This is a genomic window from Exiguobacterium sp. s168 (assembly GCF_018619035.1).
Lineage (GTDB): Bacteria > Bacillota > Bacilli > Exiguobacteriales > Exiguobacteriaceae > Exiguobacterium_A > Exiguobacterium_A acetylicum.
The window spans coordinates 95744-114576 of record NZ_JACSNE010000006.1 but is presented as its reverse complement, the minus strand read 5'-3'; the positions used below and the strand labels follow the sequence as shown (position 1 = coordinate 114576).

Here is an 18833-nt window from a genome sequence, read left to right as displayed (position 1 = left end):
TATTTTATTATTTTTAGAAAATTCAGGTTTTATTTCGGTTCTGATAAGGAAAAATAAACGACAGGAATTAGAAAGAGGGGATGGCGGTGAATACACAGCGACGTTCTTCCAATAGTCTGCAATATCATCGAGAGATTCGAGCAAATTATCAATTGTTCGGGATGATCATTTTTGTATTGACGAGTTGTGGTGCCGTTTTATATATCGTTGCCAACGTATTTAGTCGTTCTGGTCTGAACGGGGAGGATTGGACACGTGCACTTGTCATTGCAAGTGCTGGAATCGTGCAATATTTCATCGGTAAAAGTTCGTTGTCAGATCGTTTAAAACCTCATATGATGTCGAGTATTTTTTTATTGATTCCTTATATTTATTATCCATTCATCGATCGGGGAGTCCAGACGGTTTGGGCATGTGCCCTTCTTTTCATTTTAGCGTCCTTAGTCGTCATCAACCGAACGATGCTACTGTATGCAACAAGCATCACGACGGTTTCTCTTCTTTATATTTGGTATCAAACCCCGTCACTTGAAAATACTTCGATGTTTGCATCCGATCACATCGCGCGCATCGGACTCATCTTGATTGCGACGATCATTAGTTTACTGATTCATAATCAATATGTTACTCGTCTTGAACGCAATATTGACTACTTAGCCCGTCTACAGGAACAAGCATTTACGGATCCCGTGACAGGTTTGTCGAACCGTTCTTCTTTTGTCATTGAAGTGGATAACAAAAAGCGAGAAGGCGATATGATTTGTATGGTTGATCTGGATGATTTTAAAACCGTCAATGATGCTTTTGGTTACCGGACAGGTGATCGCACTTTGCACATCATTGGTCGTCGATTGATGAATCGCTTTCCGGATTGTACGATTGCGAAAGCAAGCGGAAGTGCCTTTTTACTGCATGCACCAAGCCATTACGACGCACGAAGCCTTTGTGACGATATTTTATCGAGTGTATCAGAACGCGTCCAAATCGACTTTAAACAGATTAACGTCACTGCAAGTATTGGTGTTTCCTATATGAATGACGAAACGACGGACCATGTCATCAATGATACGGAGATTGCCTTGTTCACTGCTAAATCCAATCGTAAAAATACGTGTATGCGATTACAGATTTGGCGACACAAAATGAACGAAAACGGGCGCTTCAGTTAACACGCGACTTATACGATGCAGAGTTGGATCGCGACTTTTTTATTTTATTTCAACCTCAAGTCAATGCAAAAACGCGTCAAATTACAGGAGTCGAAGCATTGATTCGTTGGAATCATCCGGAATATGGTCTTGTTCCGCCAATTGAGTTCATTCCACTTGCGGAAAGGACACGTTTCATTGAGACTCTCGGAGGTTGGGTCATGCGTCAAGCCTGTTTCCAAGGAAAAGCATGGTTGGAAGAGGGGAAGGAACCTTTAACGATTTCCGTGAATGTCTCGCCGTGGGAACTGCGCCAACCCGATTTTACGGAGCGTGTATTAGCAATCTTAAAACAGTCAGGCTTTCCTCCATCATTACTCGAAATCGAAATGACAGAACACATCTTCATCGAAGGAACTGAGCAAATCATCGAGACATTAAATGCACTCCATTTATATGGGATTCGGATTGCGCTCGATGACTTCGGAACGGGCTTCTCATCCATGCAACCATTAGTGGAGTTACCATTCGATCAATTGAAGGTTCCAAAAGAAATCGTTCAAGAAGCCATTCATTCAGAGAAGAAACGAGCGATGATCGAGACGATCATTCAGTTAGGAAAGCGATTAGATATGACAATCGTAGCTGAAGGGATTGAATTAGAAGAAGAGGCGGCATTGCTCGAGCGATTGGGATGTCATACGTTGCAAGGATATCTCTTCCATCGCCCGTTACAACCAAGACAATTAGAACACTTTTTGACGATATATCGAGAAGGCTGACGATATGGTATATCAAAAAAAGAGAGTAAACAGGCGATGGACATAGTCCATCGCCTGTTTGTATAACTGTATATCAATGAATCACAGATACCGCGCAAAACGACGTTCGAGAACCTCTTGAATGACTGCGATACAAGAACAGATTCCCCAGTAAATGAACGCAACGACAAAATAGACAGTCATATAATCGAATTCGCGCCCACCGACGATTTTTGCCTTTTGAAAAATCTCAGGAACTGTAATCATGGCAGCAAGCGATGAAGCTTTAACCAGATCAAGCAAAACGTTTGAGAGTGGTGGGATGGCAATCCGGATCGCTTGTGGCAAAATAATACCAACAAACGTCCGATACCTGGATAAACCGAGTGACGCTGCCGCCTCTTCTTGACCACGATCAATCGATAACAAAGAGGAGCGAATGATCTCCGCCATGTACGCAGCACTGTTCAAACTAAAACCGGTGATGGCTGCTGTTAACGCGTCAAGTTGAATATTGATGACCGGCAGTCCGAAATACAACATGAACAGCAACACGAGAATCGGAACACCACGCATGAACGAGATATAAGCGCTAGCTCCGATGCGTAAAAGTCGAAGGTGAGACAGACGGCAAAGGGCAAGGATTAACCCGATTCCGAGACCAATGGCCATACTGAGCAAGGAAATCCATAGCGTCTGTCCCAGTCCACTCAAAATATAAGGAAACGATTCGACCGCCAATTCCGGATTGAAGACGGACCGCCAATCAATTGAAGACATCGTTAGTTCACATCGACGATCGTCGTTTTGACGTCAGGCATTTGGGAGACATCTTTTCCGGCATAGAATTGCTTCGAAATTTCCTTTAATGTGCCATCTTCCTTCATTTTATCGAGTTGTTCGTTAATGTTGGATTGAAGTTCCTTGTTATCTAAATCCATGATTAAACCAACCTGACTTGGATTATAAGCGATATCAGGATGAATCGTAATATCGAAGTCCTTGAAGAAATCGACAGCGAGTGTTTGCAAATAATAATCATTCAAGATAACGTCTGTTCGACCATTTGAGACATCGCGTAGATACTGATCGTTCGTCGCGTTATCGTACGTGACTTCTTTTGCTCCGTATTTTTTAGCAATCTGCATATATGTCGTTGTAGCTTCTCCGGCAGCTTTTTTCCCTTTCAAGTCTTCAAGAGATTTGATGCCTGATAAATCACTTTTACGGACGATTGCCGTACCATACGTATATTTATATGGTTTTGAGAACGCGAATTTTTCTTTACGATCATCGGTGATCGTAATGTCGTTAGCGGCAAGATCAACTTGACCCGTATTAACACTTGTCAACATACCGTCGAATGACATCTCTTTGAATTTCACTTTCAAATCAAGACGTTTTGCTACTTCTTTGACGACTTCAACGTCAAATCCAGTCAACTTATTGTTTTTCTCTTCATGATAAGATGTCGGATAAAGTGTACCAGCCGTAGCGACGACAATCGTTCCTTCTTTTTGAATCTTGTCATATGCGGTTGCCTTCTCCTCTTGCTGACCACATGCGCTTAATAAAATCGAGCTTCCTGCGATCAAGAGACCCGTAAATTGCATTGTTTTTTTCATCGTATTATTCCTCTCTTTATTTCCATGATCAATAACTCTTTTCATAGTTAAAAATACCACGGAATCATATATTCGGGCAAAGTAATACGCGCACAAAGTGTAGAATTCAACCAAAAAAAATATTGAATGAATATCCAAGTTTATGTAAGCGTTATCAATGTTGATATATGGTAATTCTACCTTCGAAGGTTAAATAAAATGAAGATTATGCATAGTAGCGAGTAAACATAAAAGGGTGTAAAGTATAATTTAACTGAATATACAGAAAATTAAGAAGGCAAGGAGAGTGCTACTATGACATTTCATCAATACCCTGAACAGCAGGGATTATACGACCCTCGTATGGAACATGATGCGTGCGGGATCGGGGTTTACGCACATCAAACAGGACGAGCGAGTCATGAAATCGTTGAACATGCATTGGCCATGCTTTGTCAAATGGAACACCGTGGTGGACAAGGAAGCGATGCGAAGACCGGAGACGGGGCGGGTATTTTAACGCAATTACCAGATCGGTTGTTTCGTGAAACGGTTCGTCACATTTCCTTTCCTAAAAAAGGGGATTATGGCGTTTTCATGATGTTCTTACCACGTGAGGAACGGGAACGGATGCGACTCGAACGAACGTTAGAGTCAATCATTTTGACGGAAGGACAAGACGTCTTAGGATGGCGTACCGTACCCGTCCAGTCCGAAGTGCTTGGGTCGGGTGCCCGCCGCACGGAGCCAGTCATTCGTCAATGTTTCATTGGTGCAAAGGCGATGGAAGGATTGACATTTGAACGAACACTCTTTTTAATTCGTCGCGCATTTGAACGTGAATCGGAGCAACTCGGTCTTGAACAATACGTCTTGAGTAGCTCGAGTGAAACAATCGTGTATAAAGGACTCGTGACGACGGATCAACTACGTGCGTACTTTGATGATTTACGAGACGAACGCTATCAGTCAGGCTTTGGTATTGTACATTCACGTTTTAGTACGAACACGTTCCCAAGTTGGAAACGTGCCCATCCAAACCGTTATTTGATTCACAATGGCGAAATCAATACGTTGCAAGGAAACATTCGGGCAATGCGCGGTCGAGAACGTCGACTTGCTGAGACGACGTACGGTAATCGGGCAGAGGAAGTGTTACCGATATTGGATGAGACAGGTAGCGACTCATCAATGCTTGATAATGCGTTTGAGTTTCTTCATCTGTCAGGTCTTTCTCTCGCTGAGACAGCACTGATGCTCGTGCCGGAACCGTTCGAACATGCCGAAATCAGACCGGCGAAGCGCGCGTACTATGAGTATCACAGTAGCATGATGGAACCGTGGGATGGTCCGTCTGCCATCGTCTTCACGAACGGAAAACAGATTGGTGCGACGCTTGACCGAAATGGTTTACGCCCGGCGCGATATGTATTGTTACGCGATGGACACTTCATGTTGTCGTCCGAAGCAGGAGTACTCCCTCTTCGTGAACAAGACATTCTGTACAAAAAACGATTAGCACCGGGTGAACTGCTTTTACTCGACTTTGCGTCCGGTCAGTTGATCGCAGATGAGGAGATCAAAAGGGAACTCGCAACACGGCACCCCTACGCGGAGTGGCTCGCTCAAGAAGTCGTGTCCCTCTCAAGTAACGACTTCAAGGAGACACTCGTTGAACTGGGAACGAAACAACGGCATTTTGGATATACGCGTGAAGATATCGATCAATACTTGATTCCACTCGTCGAAGAACAAAAGGATCCGTTAGGTGCGATGGGGACGGATATACCGCTAGCGGTCTTAAGTGAACGCCCTCAATCCTTGTTCCGATATTTCAAGCAACTGTTCGCACAAGTCACGAATCCACCAATTGACGCGTTACGCGAAGAGATCGTCACCTCGACGCTGACATGGCTTGGTCGACAAGGGGAACTGCTGACGCCGAACCGCGCGAACTGTCGTCGTGTTCGCTTAGAGACCCCGATTCTGCGACCAGACGAAGCCCATGCGCTTAAACAAAGTGGACTTAAGCAAAAAACGATTTCGACGACGTTCACCAACTCGCTTGCAGAAGCGCTCGACATGATCGTTGATGAGGCTGTGACCGCTGCACGAAACGGGAATGAATTATTGACATTATCGGATCGTCTCGTACGCCCCGGCACATTGCCGATGCCCATCCTCTTAGTGACGAGTGCGATTCATCATGCGCTGATCCGCAAGGGATTACGTACAAATCTCAGCTTGATCGTTGAAGGGGGAGAGATTCGTGAAGTCCACCATGTCGCGACGTTGCTCGGATATGGTGCGGATGCGATTTATCCGTACCTGGCATATGCGACGCTTGAAGAAGCGGTAGGGGATCGTTTTACGGATGTAGACAAACGTTACCAAAAAGCAGTCACCGAAGGCGTCGTCAAAGTCATGTCGAAGATGGGCATTTCGACGGTCTTCAGCTACCGTGGTGCGCAAATCTTTGAAGCAGTCGGAATCGATCGCTCCGTCATCGACCAGCATTTCACTGGTACGGTCTCTCAATTGAGCGGGATGACGCTTGAACTGATGGAAGAAGAAGTCCGACGAGCACAACAGATTGCAGATGAACGGATTTATTTAGAGTCCGGCAGTGTCTTCCGGTACCGTCAAGCAGGAGAACATCATGCCTTTAACCCAGCAACGATTCATTTGTTGCAACACGCATGCCGTACGAATGATTACCGGCTCTATCAAAAGTACGCTCAACGCATTCAGGAGGAACCGGCAACGGTGCTACGACATCTGTTGACGTTCAAGGAGACGACGGCGATCCCAATTGAAGAAGTTGAGCCTGTCAGCGAGATCGTCAAATACTTCAAGACGGGTGCGATGTCATACGGCTCGTTATCAAAAGAAGCGCACGAGACGCTTGCGATCGCGATGAACCGCCTAGGCGGAAAGAGTAATAGTGGTGAAGGCGGTGAAGAGGAGGAACGATACGAACGGGATGAAAATGGTGACTTCCGGATGAGCCGGATCAAGCAGATCGCCTCTGGTCGTTTTGGGGTGACGAGTCATTACCTCGTTCACGCGGACGAATTACAAATCAAGGTGGCACAAGGTGCGAAGCCCGGAGAAGGTGGTCAATTGCCTGGTGAAAAAGTCTATCCGTGGATCGCACGGGTGCGTGCATCGACACCGGGTGTTGGATTGATTTCCCCACCACCACATCACGATATCTATTCGATTGAAGATTTGGCCCAGTTGATTCATGACTTAAAACGTGCCAACGATCAAGCCCGGATTAGCGTCAAACTTGTCGCAAAAGGTGGCGTTGGAACGATCGCGGCTGGAGTTGCGAAGGGGCTTGCGGACGTCATTGTCATCAGTGGTCATGACGGCGGTACGGGTGCCTCGCCGAAGACGAGTATTCAACATGCCGGACTGCCATGGGAGCTTGGTCTTGCTGAGACGCACCAAACGTTGACATTAAACGGGTTGCGCGAACGTGTCGTCCTTGAAACCGACGGAAAGCTATTGACTGGTCGCGATGTCATCCTCGCCGCGATGCTCGGAGCGAATGAGTATGGGTTTGCGACAGCTCCGCTCATCGCCGTCGGATGTATCATGATGCGTGCTTGTCATCTCGATACGTGTCCTGTTGGTGTCGCGACGCAAGATCCAGAGCTCCGTAAGAAATTCACGGGATCTGCCGATGACGTCGTCCATTTCATGACGTTCATCGCTGAGGAAGTACGAGAACATTTAGCGAAACTCGGTGTAAGACGGCTGCAAGATCTCGTAGGGCGTACGGATTTACTCGAACCATCGGAGCGACAACGGACGCATTGGAAAGCGAAGAGTCTTGATTTTTCGCGTCTCCTCGTCCATGTGACACACGGTCCGGCTGAACAACAACAGCATCATGTCGAGCGTTCCTTTGACGCTCGTGAAATATCGCCGTATTTGGAGGCGGCAGATTTCAGTCAGCCTCAGACACTACGTTTAACGATTCAAAATACAGACCGTGCGATTGGAACACAGACCGGTGCCATGCTGACAAGACGGTTTGGGGCACTTGGTCTGCCGACGGATCGATTGAAACTCGAACTGAATGGATCTGCCGGACAAAGTTTAGGCGCGTATTTACCACGCGGAGTAACGCTTGATGTCACGGGAGAAGCGAATGATTACGTCGGGAAAGGATTGTCCGGAGGTATCATCGCCGTTCATCCTCCACGTTCGATTTCGTTCGTCTCGTCCGATCAGTCGATCATTGGTAACGTCGCACTTTACGGGGCGACGAGTGGAGAACTCTATGTCAACGGTCAGGCAGGTGAGCGATTTGCGGTTCGAAACAGTGGAGCAGTCGCTGTCGTCGAAGGAATCGGTAATCATGGACTCGAGTATATGACCGGTGGATCCGTCGTCGTCCTTGGCGATGTCGGAAAAAACTTTGCTGCCGGTATGTCAGGTGGTGTCGCCTATGTCTTACCGCGTCATCCTGAACAATTTTTACAGCGCATCAACCGCGAACTCGTCACGACGGGACCCGTCATGCATGTCGAAGAGATTGCGCGACTGAAGACGTTCATCGAACGTCACGTTGCACGGACCGGTAGTGAGCAGGGCGATGCGATTCTAGCGAACTGGGATCATGTCATTCATTCGTTCATCCGCGTCATTCCTTCGACGTATGAGAAAGTGACGACGTTGATGGCTGATTTCGCAAAACAAGGACACAACACCGAAGAAGCGATGTTGCTCGCATTTGAGACACATCTAGGGCGCAGAACAGGAGGGGTACGATGAAACGACGCGATCAATTCATGACAGTTGCTCGTTCGGGTGGGACGGAACGACATCCAAGCGAACGGGTGGGTGACTTTAAGGAATATAAGACGGCTTTGACGGAAGCGGAAGCGAGTCAACAAGCAAGTCGATGTATGGATTGTGGCACCCCATTTTGCCATGTAGGGGAAGTATTTGATCAAGTGAAGATTGGTTGTCCAGTCTATAACTTGATTCCAGAATGGAACTTGCTCGTAGAAGAAGGACGTTTTCAAGAGGCACTCGATCGCCTTCTTGAGACGAACAATTTCCCAGAATTCACGGGTCGTGTCTGCCCAGCGCCATGTGAAGGATCGTGTACGTTGTCGATTCATGAACCTGCGGTCGCGATCAAAGATATCGAACGGACGATCATCGACATCGGCTTTGAAAAAGGATGGGTCGTGCCCCGAATTCCAGCAATACGATCGACACGTTCGATTGCCATCGTTGGATCTGGTCCTGCCGGTCTTGCGGCTGCCGATCAGCTGAATCAAGCCGGTCACCAAGTGACGGTCTTTGAGCGGGAAGATCGGATTGGCGGATTACTCACGTACGGTATACCAGCCATGAAACTCGATAAAGAGGTCGTACAGCGCCGTGTTGATTTGCTTGAAGCGGAAGGGATTCACTTCCGGACGAACGTCACGATCGGCGCAGATATCACTCTCGAGACACTTGAAGCGGAGTATGACGCGGTGATCTTATGTGTCGGCGCGACGGAACCGCGCAAATTAACGGAAGCGCCAACGCGTGGAGTCGGTTATGCGATGGATTATTTGACAGGGGTGACACGTCACGTGCTCTCGCAAGAACCGTTGTCTCCTGATCACGATGCGAAAGATAAAGATATTCTCGTCATCGGTGGAGGCGATACAGGAGCGGACTGTGTGGCAACAGCACTCCGTCAACGCTGTCGCTCCGTCGTCCAATTCGGTAAACATGAACAACCAGGTACGACGCGTGCGACAGGAAACATGTGGCCGGATACACCGTCACTCTACTCAATCGATTATGGGTATGCAGAAGCTTTTCAACAATTCGGTCGGGATCCTCGTGAATACTTGATCGCCATCAAGCGATTCACAACAAGTGAATCGGGTCAAGTCACCGGTGTCTGGACGATTCAGACGACGAAAACAAAAAATGAATCGGGTGCAGTGATCTTTGAGGAAATCGAAGGGAGCGATCGTTACTTCCCAGTCGATCAAGTCTGGATCGCCATTGGATTCAGTGGTGTCGAAGAGAATGTACTCGAACATTTAGCGGTCGCTTCGGAACGCGGGAAAATCAAGACGACGCGTTATGCGACGAACCGGCCAGGCATATTTGCTGCAGGTGACGCAAGACGTGGTCAATCATTGATCGTCTGGGCGATTCGCGAAGGTCGTGAAGTAGCGGAAGCCGTCGGACACTATTTAAAAGCAATGCAACAAACAGGCTAAATCACATGGTCTGGATTTCTGGCATCATCAGAAATCCAGGCTTTTTTGTGTTTGGCAAAGATATCTGCCAGTTCAAAAATAACTATTGATTTTGTTTCAAGATGAAACACCGAAAATATTTCTGCTATTCTTATAAAATGAAGAGGAGGTATGACAGATGAATTCAGAAATCATCTATTTCGTATGCGAGAGTGGAATGGCGAGTAGTGTCATGGGTGCTACGATTTTAAGAAAGCGCTTACTTGAATGCGGTATTACGACAGACGTTAAGACATGTCGGATCGCAGAACTACCTGATCAGGCATCTTTTATCGTCGGAGAAACGCAACTCGTCCATCGACACGTATGGAAAACACATTGTTCTGTGCATCCAGTCGATCGGGTTCTTGATCCGACTGCATATGATGTCATCCTCGAATCTTGGCAGAAAAGAGTGAGGCTGCATGACTGAATTTACACCACGGGAACATGATATCTTATTTTTCCTCTTATCACGCGAAGAACCTGTTCAAATACAAGAGATCGCGGATACGCTCGAGACATCGGAACGAACGATTCAACGTGAACGCGATCGTCTTGCCCAATCTTTAGAAGATCATGACTTGCGTTTGACATATGTCCGCGGCAGAGGCCTCTTAATTGAAGGAACAGACGAAGCCAAACATGTATTACGGGACCAATTATTGTTGTCACATAAACAATTACCGAACGCTGAAGATCGCCAAGTCGAGTTAGCGTATCGGCTACTACAAGAAGAAGGGATGGTCAAATTACAGGCGATCGCCCATGCGATGTATGTGGCTCCGAGCACGGTCAGCCAGGATTTAGAGCGGATTGATGAGTGGTTTCTGCAATATGACCTTGAAATCAAGCGCAAAAAAGGTATTGGTGCTGAAGTCATCGGTGAAGAAATCAACAAACGCCGTTTACTGATTTCATTGATTTTTACGCAATGGGATGTTCTCGCTTTCTATCGGTTGTTACAAGGCGACGCTGGGCAATTACCTCATCTGTTACGCTTGAATCGAACATCTTGGCTTGAGATGATCAATCAAGCGTACGCGGTCATTGCGCCATTGACGAAAGAAGGGCGTCTCAATGACCGACAAATCATGCGTGCGACGCTCAGCTTAGCTTTACAAGCGTTGCGCAAAGATCAGTTTCCGATGCGTTACGAGTTAAAAGCGTATCCGGTCGAAATCCTCAAATGGGTGGAACGCGTCGAAGAGCGATTACCTGACACGTTGTCGATTGCCGAACGCCAATGGTTATCAGAAGAGTTGCGTGCTTTCTTTCAATCGGACGCAGGAGATACGGAAGAACTCGTCACGCGCCTTCGTGTAAAACGATTGATTGAGCATGTCTCCTTATTATATGGAACGAACTTTACGAAGGATCATGCGCTAGAACGCGGACTCGTCTCGCATATTCAATCGTACACCCGTCAAAATAGCGTCAATCCGTCCTATGTCATCAAACAAATCGAACGGGAATATCCGCGCTTGTTTGATGCGGTCAAACAAGCAGCACTGTCGATCTTCACCGATGCGACATTTGAAGACGTGGATTTAGCATTTTGGGTCATGCATTTCGGTGCCGTTCTCAGCAAACCGACACCAAAACTCCCATATCGTGTTCTAGTCGTCTGCTCTGCTGGACTCGGTTCCTCGAAGTTGTTGATGAATCGGCTACGGCAAGAATTCGCTGAACTCGAGCAGATCGATAACTCGTCCCTGTTTGGCATCGAACGGTTACCAATCGATTCGTACGACTTTGTATTGTCGACTGTACCGTTGCCTGACATTCGTCCACCACATCTTCTCGTCAACCCGTTGCTTCCTCAGGATGAGGTCGAACGGATTCGGAAATTAATTCTCGCCTTGCCTAAATCCTTTCAACCGGCACCGCGAAAGACGAAAACGGAATGGCTCGATCTTGAGCAATTGCATCGGCTCGTTGCATCGTCCATTCAAGTATCGGACGGATTCCGAATGGAACGGTTAGAGCGGGTGGGCGATGGGATTGAATCGCTCTTGTTTGAGATCAGTACACGCATGGTCGAGCAAGGATTGGCGAAGTCAGCTGTTTCGCTCTCTGGACAATTGTTACGTCGTCATGAGATGTCAGGTCTTGGTATTCCGGGAACGCGGCTTGCGCTGTTTCACGGACGTGATGCGACGATTCAACGAGGGGGATTCCTCATCTTTGAATTGCCTGAACCGATCGACTTGCTCGGAATGGATCAACAGTTACAATCCGTCGAACGGCTCCTCGTCTTGGTCGCACCGGAAGAGACCTCGAACGAACTGCTTGAATTACTAAGTTCGATCAGTGCTGCGATCATCGAGAGTCCCGAACAAATGGATCAATTCGAGTTCGGGGAGGAACAGACGATTCGTCTGCTTTTGAATCGAACGTTTCGAACGGTCATTGATCAATTCCTAGGTCACACGTGAAAAAATCCCTGTCACTCCATTCCTGAAGTGACAGGGATTTTTTCACGTCAAGCAGGCTTCTGTTCAATCTGTCCAACTTCTTGGACAAAGACTGAACTAGGAAAGATTGAGTAAGCGCTTGCAGTACTCTTACAATAAGGTCATAGCAAAGCAATCATCTTATCAACTCATACACGAAATGGAGGCTAACGCAATGGCGACAGCTCAAAATGGAGCACGGGGCATCCGTGTACAAGTTCAACGGTTCGGAAGCTTTTTAAGCGGTATGGTCATGCCGAACATCGGTGCATTTATCGCCTGGGGGATCATCACGGCACTGTTCATCCCAACTGGATGGGCACCAAATAAGGAACTCGGTGAACTCGTCGGTCCGACGATCACCTATCTCTTACCGTTGCTGATCGGATACACAGGCGGGAAATTAATGCATGACGTCAGAGGGGGCGTCGTCGGGACGCTCGCGACGATGGGGGTCATCGTCGGAACAGAGATTCCGATGTTCCTCGGTGCCATGATCATGGGACCACTTGGCGGATATGTCATCAAAAAGTTTGATCAGTTGATCGAAGGAAAAATCAAACCAGGTCTCGAGATGCTCGTCAACAATTTCTCGGTCGGAATCATCGGTGGTTTGTTGATGCTCGGTGGATTCAAAGTGTTCGGACCACTCATGACAGGTCTTGACGACATCATGGCTGCAGCAGTTGGTGCGATCGTCAGTGCACACTTGCTACCATTAGCGAGTATGTTCATTGAACCAGCGAAAATTTTATTCTTGAACAACGCCATTAACCACGGCATCTTAAGTCCACTTGGTCTCGACCAAGTAAACGAGGCGGGTAAATCAGTTCTGTTCTTACTCGAAGCCAACCCCGGTCCGGGTCTCGGATTGTTACTCGCTTACTCGTTCTTCGGTTCTGGTGCAGCGAAGAAAACAGCACCCGGTGCAGCATTTATCCAATTCATCGGTGGAATTCACGAAATCTATTTCCCATACGTCTTGATGAAGCCAGTCTTGTTGCTTGCGATGATTGCAGGTGGCATGAGTGGTATCCTCACCTTCGTCCTGTTTGATGTCGGATTAGTCGCACCCGCTTCACCAGGTAGTATCATCGCGGTCCTCGCAATGGCATCACGCGGTTCTTACGTCGGATTGATTGCAGGTGTACTTGTTTCAGCATCTGTGACATTTGTTGTCTCGACTGTCCTGCTAAAAACTAGCAAGGCAAAAGAAACGTCGCTTGAAGAGGCGAGCGCGAATGTCAGTGCGATGAAAGGAAAACAATCAATTGCCTCATCACTCGTTTCAGCTGATGCAAAACCACTTGCGGAGGTCGAACATATCATTTTCGCTTGTGACGCTGGTATGGGATCGAGTGCGATGGGTGCATCCGTTCTCCGCAATAAAATCAATAAGGCTGGCTTACCGATCAAAGTGACGAATACGTCGATCAGCCAACTTCCGCAAAACGCTGAACTGATCATCACACACCGTGATTTGACGGAACGGGCAAAGGAACAAGTACCGACGGCAGAACACCGGTCAGTCGATAACTTCCTGAATGCCGGATATTATGATCAACTCGTCCACGAGATCGAAACAGCACGGAATAAGATTTCTTAAAGATAAAGATAGAGACACTCAAGGAGGAATAAACATGACAACGACAATGAAAATTTCACCGAAACTTGTATTACTTGATCAACAATTCGCAGACGAGACGGCAGCCATCAAGGCTGCCGGTCAACTCCTCGTCGATCACGGATATGTCGAAGCGGGGTATATCGATTCAATGCAGGAACGTCATGCCTTATCAACGGTCTACATTGGCAACCATGTCGCGATTCCACACGGAACAGAGTCGGCTAAATCACAGGTCAAGAAAACGGGACTATCGATTCTACAAGTACCGCAAGGCGTAGCTTTCGGAAGGGAACAAGCACGACTCGTTATCGGCATCGCTGGCGTCGGTGATGAACACCTCGAGTTGTTATCAAATATCGCAGTCATTTGCTCCGATGAGGAGAACGTAGAGCGCATCGTAGCAGCGACATCAAAAGAAGAAATCATCGCGTTATTGACAGCGGAGGTGTAATTATGAAAGCCATCCATTTTGGTGCCGGTAATATCGGACGAGGATTCATTGGCTTACAACTCGTCAAGACGGGTTACGAAGTCTGTTTCGTAGATGTCAATACGACAGTCGTCGATGCATTAAAAACACGACATACCTATGAGGTGGGTTATGCCTCTGAAAGAGGAGGGCGTGAACGGGTCGACGGCGTGACGGCACTTAACAGTTTATCTGAACCAGATCAGGTCATTGCAGCGATTCGCGATGCAGATGTGATTACAACAGCTGTCGGCCCGAGCTTGTTGTCGAAAGTGGCTCCTTTGATCGCGGAAGGGTTACGTCAACGTGATCAACAGACACCTGTCTACGTCATTGCGTGTGAAAACATGATTAGGGGGTCAAAACACTTACAAACAGAGGTGGCGAAACATCAACCGATAGCGGAGAATTGGTATTTCCCGAATGCAGCAGTTGATCGGATCGTTCCACTTCAGCATCACGAAGACCCGTTATACGTCGAAGTGGAAGAATTCTTCGAATGGGTGATTGAGACGACTGGACTACCGGAAGCCTATCCACGGATCAAAGGTGTTACCTATGTCGAGAACATCGAACCGTTCATCGAGCGGAAACTGTTCACCGTCAACACAGGACATGCGATTGCTTCGTACCTCGGAGCACTCTTTCATAAAGAGACGATCGCTGAAAGTCTAACGGATCCACGCATCCGTCGTGGTGTCCAGACAGCACTTTACGAAACAGGGTGGTTGTTACTTGAAAAGTACGGCTTTAATCCGGTCGATCATAGTGCGTACATCCAAAAGAATATGAAACGCTTTGAAAACCCGCGAATTCATGATGAAATCATTCGTGTCGCTCGTTCACCGATTCGTAAATTGAGTCCAAGTGACCGACTTGTCAAACCAGCGAAGGAATTGATGGAGCGTGGGATCGAAGCAGATGGATTAGCACGTGGGATCGCAGCAGCCCTAACCTATTTCGATCCAAATGATTCAGAATCTTCAGAATTAAATGCGTATATTACGAAACATGGAATCGAAGATGCGCTGAACGCATATCTACAACAGTCAGCAACGGATCCACTTGGATCTCGAATCGTCGAACATTATGAAGCGATGCAACAACAAGTCAATTCGATTGCTTAAGAATGAATAACTCTGTAAGCCGAACACCTTTCATATCTGTGGAGGGTGTTTTTAGTTTGCGATTTAAATATGTCTTGGTATCAACGAAAAAAGCAGTTTCTAAAAATCTTACTATCACAATTTGATTACAATTTGTATATTAAATTCGGAATATTCGAAAACGAATATTTAGCGATTAAAATACATTGTACGCTATATGAACGGAACATCTCTATTCCGATTTTTCAGGTAAGAGAAGGTGATCATATGTTGAATTATAAAGTGAACGTATATAGATTAAACGGAGCACGACCAAAAGCAACAAAAGGAACCGGACCAAAACATTTGATTTATTCGAGTCAGTTTTCTTCACGTACACCAGTCCATTTATTGCATCAACTCATCTTGAATCGTTTGTTGGTTGAACAAGAAAAAAATCTTGATTTGACGTATACGATCGAAGTAAATGCGGTACTTGATCAATTCGTGATCGACGTCCGTGTCTTTTCAACAGATACGGTCAGTGTCCAAGTCGAGCGTGACTTGATTGAAATCATTGAACGCGAAGAAGTCCGTCATATCCCGGCTCTTGAAATCGGGAAACCGGATTTTGCGGAATTCGCCCACATCGTCTTAAAGGTGAAGGAAGGTGGACCACGCCTTTCACAAGAGGATACGCAACGAATTTTCAATGAGTCTGGTGTTCGAGGACGAATCATCCTGCACAAGGAGCGCATCGATAGTCATGAGCCCTCCCATTCGATTCAGTTGTTGATTGGTGGGGCCGAGAAGTGTTTGTATAGTCTTTCGCAATATCAGCTTGATCCACTCTTCCGTAAACATGGTTTGACGATTCAATCCTTGAATCTGTTACCGTTTGATTTATTCATGATTCGTGACAAAATCGCGATGCTGTCTTCGGCAGATGCTTCGCAACTGTGGATCGATGACATCACGACATCCAAGAACGGACGATCACATCAGATTTGTTTTAACGATGGGAATGAATGCATGACGGTCATCTGTGATCTTCATGGATCAATTCGTTCTTATAAGTGTTCGTGATGGTTTAACTCTTCTTCGAATAGGCTACATTCTTAACAGAGGTTCTAACGAAGGGGAGTCGAACAATCATGTTATCTAAACAACAGACGGAAGAATTCAAGCAACGGTTATTAAAGGAAAAAGAAAAGACGACATCAAACATCGAACAACGCGATACCGACTACGATGAAGGTGAATTGTCGAGTTACGATAATCATCCTGCCGATTCCGGCGATGAATTGTTCTTGCGGGAACGCGATCAAGCGATCACGGACATGCAAGAGGATATGCTCTCGGATGTGGATCGTGCTCTTAAAGCGATTGAAGACGGAACGTACGGGATTTGTGAAGTATGCGGAAAAGAGATTGAGATTGAACGTCTTGATATCATTCCGGAGACGTTATTATGTATCGAGCATGCAAAAGAAGAAGCAGAACAAAACGAGAACGATCCGAATTCGCGACCAAGCGAAGAAGACGTACTGGATCCATCTGTCACAGCCCGCGGCAAAGACATCGACGGTGATACGGACGGATTCTCGAAAGTGAGTGACTTTGGTAGTTCCGATACACCGTCTGACCAAGAAGACGGAATTGACCCGACACGGTCTTGACCGGCAAAACATCTCCCGAAAATGGAGATGTTTTTTTCTCGAAAAAAAACACAAATATTTACCGGAATTTTTTGACTTTTCATATAATTTTGATACGATGGTATCGAGGGGCTGTTTTAGCCTATATTAAAATGTAAGCGCATACAAGCATCCGTCTCACTGCTTGACCATTTTAGTTGAGGGAGGAAATAACGCATGATTTATGACATTCCGAACAAGCAAGGGTCAAAGGTACAGTACAAGGAACGGTATGAAAATTACATCAATGGAAAGTGGACGGCACCTGTCGGGGGAGAATATTTTGATAATGTAACACCTGTCACGGGTAAAGTATTGTGCCAAGTCGCTCGTTCCGGTAAGGAAGACATCGAACTGGCTCTTGACGCAGCACACGCGGCAAAAGAAGCATGGGGGAAAACGTCTGTAACGGAACGCTCAAACATTTTAAATAAAATCGCCAACCGGATGGAAGAAAACCTCGAGATGCTCGCTTATGCAGAGACACTTGAGAACGGGAAAGCGGTCCGTGAGACACTCAACGCCGATCTACCGCTCGCGATCGATCACTTCCGTTATTTCGCCGGCGTCATCCGTGCCCAAGAAGGTTCGGTCGGCGAACTCGATCAAGATACGGTCGCGTATCACTTCCATGAGCCACTTGGCGTCGTTGGTCAAATCATTCCGTGGAACTTCCCACTCTTGATGGCTGTCTGGAAGCTGGCACCGGCTCTCGCGGCAGGGAACTGCGTCGTCTTAAAACCGGCAGAACAAACACCAGCGAGCATCATGGTACTCGTTGAGCTCATTGAGGATTTACTCCCACCGGGTGTTCTTAACATCGTCAACGGTTTTGGTCTTGAAGCAGGGAAACCGCTCGCGTCGAGCAAACGGATTGCCAAAATCGCCTTTACGGGTGAGACGACGACAGGACGTTTGATCATGCAGTACGCATCGCAAAACTTGATTCCGGTCACCCTCGAGCTCGGTGGGAAATCACCGAACATCTTCTTTGAGGATATCATGCAGGCAGACGATGCTTTTTTTGATAAAGCAATCGAAGGATTACTGATGTTCGCGTTGAATCAAGGAGAAGTCTGTACGTGTCCGTCGCGTGCTTTGATTCAAGAATCGATTTACGAGCCGTTCATGGAACGTGTTCTTGAGCGCGTTAAAGCCATCAAGATCGGAAATCCTCTTGATTCGGACGTCATGATGGGGGCTCAAGCTTCGAACGAACAGATGGAGAAAATTCTTTCATATCTTAAAATCGGTAAGTCAGAAGGCGCAGAATGTCTCATCGGTGGGGAGCGCAATATGCTCGAAGGGGATCTCGCAGAAGGATATTACATCCAACCAACGATCTTCAAAGGACACAATAAGATGCGAATCTTCCAAGAAGAAATTTTCGGACCGGTCCTATCGGTCACGACATTCAAGACGGAAGAAGAAGCACTCGAAATTGCAAATGATACGTTATATGGTCTTGGTGCCGGGGTCTGGACACGTGACATGAACCGTGCTTATCGGTTTGGGCGTGCGATCGAAGCAGGACGCGTCTGGACGAACTGTTATCACCAATATCCAGCTCACGCGGCGTTTGGTGGTTACAAAATGTCAGGTATCGGACGTGAAAACCATAAGATGATGCTCAACCATTACCAACGGACGAAAAACCTACTCGTTAGCTACAACCCGAATAAACTCGGTTTCTTCTAAGTCGGAAAGGACGTGGATG

The 18833-nt window shown here is 46.9% G+C and carries 14 protein-coding genes; 12 read left to right on the top strand and 2 right to left on the bottom strand.

Annotated elements, in window-relative coordinates; all coding sequences use genetic code 11:
- Positions 1-86: 86 nt before the first annotated feature.
- Together KNQ15_RS17025 and KNQ15_RS16765 are read left to right on the top strand one after the other, a co-directional pair.
- Positions 87-1169 carry a GGDEF domain-containing protein gene (locus tag KNQ15_RS17025; protein WP_353048889.1) on the top strand — a complete coding sequence of 361 codons (1083 nt, stop codon included), beginning with the start codon at positions 87-89 and terminating at the stop codon, positions 1167-1169.
- Positions 1130-1930, top strand: coding sequence for a putative bifunctional diguanylate cyclase/phosphodiesterase (locus KNQ15_RS16765; RefSeq protein ID WP_251137608.1), 801 nt, complete (start codon positions 1130-1132; stop codon positions 1928-1930). The genes KNQ15_RS17025 and KNQ15_RS16765 overlap by 40 nt, the downstream gene beginning before the upstream one ends.
- A gap of 81 nt (positions 1931-2011) precedes the next feature.
- Here KNQ15_RS16765 and KNQ15_RS05975 read toward each other — a convergent pair whose 3' ends face one another.
- A complete protein-coding gene (locus KNQ15_RS05975) occupies positions 2012-2689 on the bottom strand; it encodes an amino acid ABC transporter permease (protein ID WP_064299703.1) in 678 nt (225 codons plus the stop codon).
- Positions 2690-2691: 2 nt separating this feature from the next.
- Positions 2692-3534, bottom strand: a complete 843-nt coding sequence (locus tag KNQ15_RS05970) for a transporter substrate-binding domain-containing protein (RefSeq protein WP_058705360.1) — start codon at positions 3532-3534, stop codon at positions 2692-2694.
- Between the two features lie 294 nt (positions 3535-3828).
- On the opposite strand from KNQ15_RS05970, the gene gltB reads away from it, so the two are divergent.
- The 10 genes from gltB to adh all read left to right on the top strand — a co-directional run bounded on the left by gltB (position 3829) and on the right by adh (position 18814).
- Positions 3829-8301 carry a glutamate synthase large subunit gene (gltB, locus tag KNQ15_RS05965; RefSeq protein WP_214728311.1) on the top strand — a complete coding sequence of 1491 codons (4473 nt, stop codon included), beginning with the start codon at positions 3829-3831 and terminating at the stop codon, positions 8299-8301.
- Positions 8298-9764, top strand: a complete 1467-nt coding sequence (locus KNQ15_RS05960) for a glutamate synthase subunit beta (protein ID WP_214728309.1) — start codon at positions 8298-8300, stop codon at positions 9762-9764. The genes gltB and KNQ15_RS05960 overlap by 4 nt, the downstream gene beginning before the upstream one ends.
- A gap of 157 nt (positions 9765-9921) precedes the next feature.
- Positions 9922-10215: a PTS sugar transporter subunit IIB gene (locus tag KNQ15_RS05955; protein ID WP_050678288.1), complete on the top strand. Its 294-nt coding sequence runs from the start codon at positions 9922-9924 to the stop codon at positions 10213-10215.
- A complete protein-coding gene (locus KNQ15_RS05950) occupies positions 10208-12220 on the top strand; it encodes a BglG family transcription antiterminator (protein ID WP_214728307.1) in 2013 nt (670 codons plus the stop codon). The genes KNQ15_RS05955 and KNQ15_RS05950 overlap by 8 nt, the downstream gene beginning before the upstream one ends.
- Before the next feature lie 193 nt (positions 12221-12413).
- A complete protein-coding gene (locus KNQ15_RS05945; protein ID WP_214728305.1) occupies positions 12414-13844 on the top strand; it encodes a PTS mannitol transporter subunit IIBC in 1431 nt (476 codons plus the stop codon).
- Positions 13845-13878: 34 nt separating this feature from the next.
- Positions 13879-14316, top strand: coding sequence for a PTS mannitol transporter subunit IIA (locus KNQ15_RS05940; protein ID WP_251137607.1), 438 nt, complete (start codon positions 13879-13881; stop codon positions 14314-14316).
- A 2-nt stretch (positions 14317-14318) separates the two neighbouring features.
- Positions 14319-15461, top strand: coding sequence for a mannitol-1-phosphate 5-dehydrogenase (locus KNQ15_RS05935; RefSeq protein ID WP_214728303.1), 1143 nt, complete (start codon positions 14319-14321; stop codon positions 15459-15461).
- A 246-nt stretch (positions 15462-15707) separates the two neighbouring features.
- Positions 15708-16505: a hypothetical protein gene (locus tag KNQ15_RS05930; protein ID WP_214728301.1), complete on the top strand. Its 798-nt coding sequence runs from the start codon at positions 15708-15710 to the stop codon at positions 16503-16505.
- 68 nt (positions 16506-16573) lie between these two features.
- On the top strand, positions 16574-17098 hold the full coding sequence (locus tag KNQ15_RS05925) for a TraR/DksA C4-type zinc finger protein (RefSeq protein WP_035407390.1): 525 nt from the start codon (positions 16574-16576) through the stop codon (positions 17096-17098).
- Between the two features lie 195 nt (positions 17099-17293).
- A complete protein-coding gene (gene adh, locus KNQ15_RS05920; protein WP_214728299.1) occupies positions 17294-18814 on the top strand; it encodes an aldehyde dehydrogenase in 1521 nt (506 codons plus the stop codon).
- Positions 18815-18833: the final 19 nt, after the last annotated feature.

What these genes read in the sequence shown, in the direction of transcription:
- KNQ15_RS05930 (WP_214728301.1), top strand. Translation starts at nt 15,708, where the DNA reads ATGTTGAATTATAAAGTGAACGTATATAGATTAAACGGAGCACGACCA.
- gltB (WP_214728311.1), top strand. Translation starts at nt 3,829, where the DNA reads ATGACATTTCATCAATACCCTGAACAGCAGGGATTATACGACCCTCGT.
- KNQ15_RS05940 (WP_251137607.1), top strand. Translation starts at nt 13,879, where the DNA reads ATGACAACGACAATGAAAATTTCACCGAAACTTGTATTACTTGATCAA.
- KNQ15_RS05960 (WP_214728309.1), top strand. Translation starts at nt 8,298, where the DNA reads ATGAAACGACGCGATCAATTCATGACAGTTGCTCGTTCGGGTGGGACG.
- adh (WP_214728299.1), top strand. Translation starts at nt 17,294, where the DNA reads ATGATTTATGACATTCCGAACAAGCAAGGGTCAAAGGTACAGTACAAG.
- KNQ15_RS05945 (WP_214728305.1), top strand. Translation starts at nt 12,414, where the DNA reads ATGGCGACAGCTCAAAATGGAGCACGGGGCATCCGTGTACAAGTTCAA.
- KNQ15_RS05935 (WP_214728303.1), top strand. Translation starts at nt 14,319, where the DNA reads ATGAAAGCCATCCATTTTGGTGCCGGTAATATCGGACGAGGATTCATT.
- KNQ15_RS05925 (WP_035407390.1), top strand. Translation starts at nt 16,574, where the DNA reads ATGTTATCTAAACAACAGACGGAAGAATTCAAGCAACGGTTATTAAAG.
- KNQ15_RS05950 (WP_214728307.1), top strand. Translation starts at nt 10,208, where the DNA reads ATGACTGAATTTACACCACGGGAACATGATATCTTATTTTTCCTCTTA.
- KNQ15_RS05955 (WP_050678288.1), top strand. Translation starts at nt 9,922, where the DNA reads ATGAATTCAGAAATCATCTATTTCGTATGCGAGAGTGGAATGGCGAGT.
- KNQ15_RS05975 (WP_064299703.1), bottom strand. Translation starts at nt 2,689, where the DNA reads ATGTCTTCAATTGATTGGCGGTCCGTCTTCAATCCGGAATTGGCGGTC.
- KNQ15_RS05970 (WP_058705360.1), bottom strand. Translation starts at nt 3,534, where the DNA reads ATGAAAAAAACAATGCAATTTACGGGTCTCTTGATCGCAGGAAGCTCG.